General features: G+C 72.2%; 3 protein-coding genes. All 3 read left to right on the top strand.

Annotation, left to right across the window (positions count from 1 at the left end; genetic code table 11):
• A partial coding sequence (locus OZN99_RS28505) for a PUA domain-containing protein (RefSeq protein WP_333779782.1) occupies positions 1-308 on the top strand: 308 nt, incomplete at its 5' end.
• An 80-nt stretch (positions 309-388) separates the two neighbouring features.
• Positions 389-1,282, top strand: coding sequence for a hypothetical protein (locus OZN99_RS28500; protein ID WP_270938598.1), 894 nt, complete (start codon positions 389-391; stop codon positions 1,280-1,282).
• A 55-nt stretch (positions 1,283-1,337) separates the two neighbouring features.
• Positions 1,338-2,852 (top strand): ABC transporter substrate-binding protein, encoded by a 1,515-nt coding sequence (locus tag OZN99_RS28495; protein ID WP_270938597.1) that lies wholly within the window; start codon positions 1,338-1,340, stop codon positions 2,850-2,852.
• Positions 2,853-3,080 lie beyond the last annotated feature (228 nt).

Raw genomic sequence — 3,080 nt, 5'->3', positions numbered from 1 at the left:
AGCGCTGGATCGCCGGCAGCCTGGCGCCGCTCGGCGCGCTGGTGGTGGATGGCGGGGCGGCGCGCGCCCTGGCGCGGGGCTCGTCGCTGCTGCCGGCCGGCGTGCGCGCCGTGGAAGGCGAGTTCCGCCGCGGCGACCCGGTGAGCGTGAAGGACGAGGCGGGGCACGAGCTGGCGCGCGGGCTGGTCGCCTATGACAGCGCCGACGCCGCCCGCATCGCCGGTCACCGCAGCGAGGACCACGAGGCGATCCTGGGCTGGCGCGGCCGCGACGAGATCATCCATCGCGACGACCTGGTGGTGCTGTAGCGCCTCGCGCTGCTGCAGTGGCAGCGCGGGGTCGTGCGCTGCTAGCCTTCCACTCGGCAACAGCCGGCGAGGAGCGCGGCATGGACGGTTCCGCACGACCCGACCTCATGCGCCGGGAGGCAGCGAGGGACAGCCTGTCCTGGGCCGTCGTCCCTGCCCTCGTGCTGATGGCGGGCGCCGCACTGTGCGGCGCGCTGTATGTCTATCAGGAGCTTGGCGTCGACCGGGCGGAACAGCGCAAGCTGCTGGCAGAGGCCGGCAAGATCCTGATGCAGCTCGCGGCGATCGGCGTGGTCGGCGCCGTCGTGAAGACGATGCTCGACTCGATGCTGGACGACCGGCGACGCCGCGCGAAGCAGGAGGACGAGACGCGCGAGCGGCGCCACGCGCGGTCGGAATGGCTGGCGGATTTCCGTGCCGACAAGCTGCGCCGGTTGGTTGCGGCCACCAACACAGTCAGGCGTGCACGCGTGCTGATCCCGGCGCACGGCTCCGCCAAGACCTATGGCGAGCAGATGCGGGAGTTGCAGCAGGTCGGGCTGGAGATCGGCCTGATCCGGCACGAGATCCACGCCCTTGGTGCGGGAGAGGACAACCCGGCCTTCCCGGGCTGGCCGGCGTTGCGCGATCTGCTGCACAGGTTGGAACGCTATCTGCATGACCTCGTGCTGGAGTTCCTCAAGGAATACGAGGCCCGCGCCGAGCTGCAGGTGAAGGCCGAGAAGGCACGGACCGACGCGGAGCGTGCGGCGCTGCGCGAGCAGATCCGCAGGGAGATCCTCGGCCTTCCTGGCGTGACGGGACTGCTGGCCGAAGGCAGCGGCCCGGAGCTCGAGGGCATCACTTTCCTCGGCGACTACCACGAGCCGTACAGACAGGCGGTGGACAAGATGGTCGTCGCCATGGCTCGGGATCGCCTGCGCGATCCGGAGAGGGCGGACGGGTCCGTCCACGCCGGCGCACCGGCCGCTTGACCTCTTCCACCGGCGACGCGTCAAGTGCCCTGCCGACCTGATGGGGACCGACGCCATGGGACGAATAGCTCTCCGGCCTGCTGCCGCCGCTCTTGCCTGCTCGCTGCTCGCCGCCCCTGCCCTCGCGCAGACCACGCTGCGCATCGGCATCGGCGCCGACCCGAACGTGCTGGATCCCGCGCAGTCCGGCAGCTTCGTGGAGCGCGTGGTGTTCTCCGCGCTCTGCGACAAGCTGGTGGATGTCGCGCCCGACCTCTCCTTCCGGCCGGAGCTCGCCACGCGCTGGGAGTGGGCGGAGGACGGCCGCGCGCTGACGTTGACGCTGCGCGAGGGCGCGCGCTTCCAGGACGGCGCGCCGGTGGACGCCGCGGCGGTGAAGGCGAACCTCGACCGCTACCGCACCGCGCGCGAGAGCCGCCGCCGGACGGAGCTGAGGCCTGTCAGCGAGGTGCAGGTGCTGGATGCGCGCACCGTGCGCCTGGTGCTCTCCGAGCCCTTCGCACCGCTGCTCTCCGTGCTGGCGGACCGCGCGGGGATGATGCTCTCGCCCGCCGTGCTGCCTATGGCGGAGCGCGTCGGCGAGAACCCGGTCTGCTCCGGCCCCTTCCGCCTCACGCGCCGCGTCGCGCAGGACCGCATCGAGATGGAGAGGCACGCCGGCCACTGGAACGCGGCGAACATCCACTTCGACCGGCTGCTGTTCCTGCCGATCCCCGACAACAACGTGCGCATGCTGAACCTGCGCGGCGGCCAGCTGGACCTGATTGAGCGCGTCGCGCCGACCGACATTCCCGCGGTGGAGCGCGACCGGCGGCTGCGCCTCGTCTCCGGCCCGTCCATCGCCTACCAGACGATGAGCATCAATGTCGGCCACGGCCCGCTGGCGCAGCGGCCGCTGGGCAGCGACCCGCGCGTGCGGCAGGCGCTGGAGCTCTCGATCGACCGCGCGATCATCAACCAGGTCGCGCTGGAAGGCCGCTTCACGCCGAACAACCAGCCGGAGGCGCCGGGCACACCCTACCACTTCGCCGACCTCGCGCCGCCCGCGCGCAACCCGGCGCGCGCCCGCGCCCTGCTGCGGGAGGCAGGGCACGACCGCGTCGCCTTCACGCTGAAGGTGCCGAACCAGCCGGTGGAGGCGCAGGTCGCGCAGATCATCCAGTCCATGGCGGCGGAAGGCGGCTTCGACATCCGGCTGGAGGTGCTGGAATCCAGCGCCATGGTCGCGGCCACCCAGCGTGGTGACTACGAGGCGGCGATCGCCATCTGGTCGGGCCGACCCGACCCGGACGGCAACATCGCCTTCTGGCTGGCTTCCGACGGGTTCCTGAACTGGGGGCGCTATGCCGATCCGCGGCTGGACGAGCTGTTCCGCCAGGCCCGCGCCATCACCGCGACCGCGGAGCGGCAGCGCCTGTATCGCGAGGCCGCGCAGCTCTGGCTGGCCGACCGCCCGCACCTGATGCTGTACCACCACCGCTGGTTCTGGGCGATGCGCGGCGACCTGCAGGGCTTCGAGCCGGCGCCGGACGGCATCATCCGCCTGGCGGGGCTCAGGATCGGGCGCTGACTTCCCTCCGCCGACGCCAAGGTCTAACCCTGGCCCCCGGAGGAGAGCCGCGATGAACGCCGTCGCCGACGAAGTCACCCGCCTGCTGGAGACCGCCGCGCGCCACGCGCGGGAGGCCGCGCATGCGCTGGCGACCGCGCCGCGACCGCAGAAGGACGCCGCGCTGACCGCCGCCGCCACCGCGCTGCGCGCTCGCACCGATGCGCTGCTGGCGGCGAATGCCGAGGA

Origin of the sequence: Falsiroseomonas oryzae, from assembly GCF_027856955.1 — a bacterium.
GTDB classification, from domain to species: Bacteria; Pseudomonadota; Alphaproteobacteria; order Acetobacterales; family Acetobacteraceae; genus Falsiroseomonas; species Falsiroseomonas oryzae.
Note: the sequence above shows the minus strand (reverse complement) of the source record. Positions and strands in the feature narration are given on the sequence as shown.

Bases quoted from the DNA above. Each gene is read 5' to 3' on its own strand.
- OZN99_RS28500 (WP_270938598.1), top strand. From the start codon at position 389: ATGGACGGTTCCGCACGACCCGACCTCATGCGCCGGGAGGCAGCGAGG.
- OZN99_RS28495 (WP_270938597.1), top strand. From the start codon at position 1,338: ATGGGACGAATAGCTCTCCGGCCTGCTGCCGCCGCTCTTGCCTGCTCG.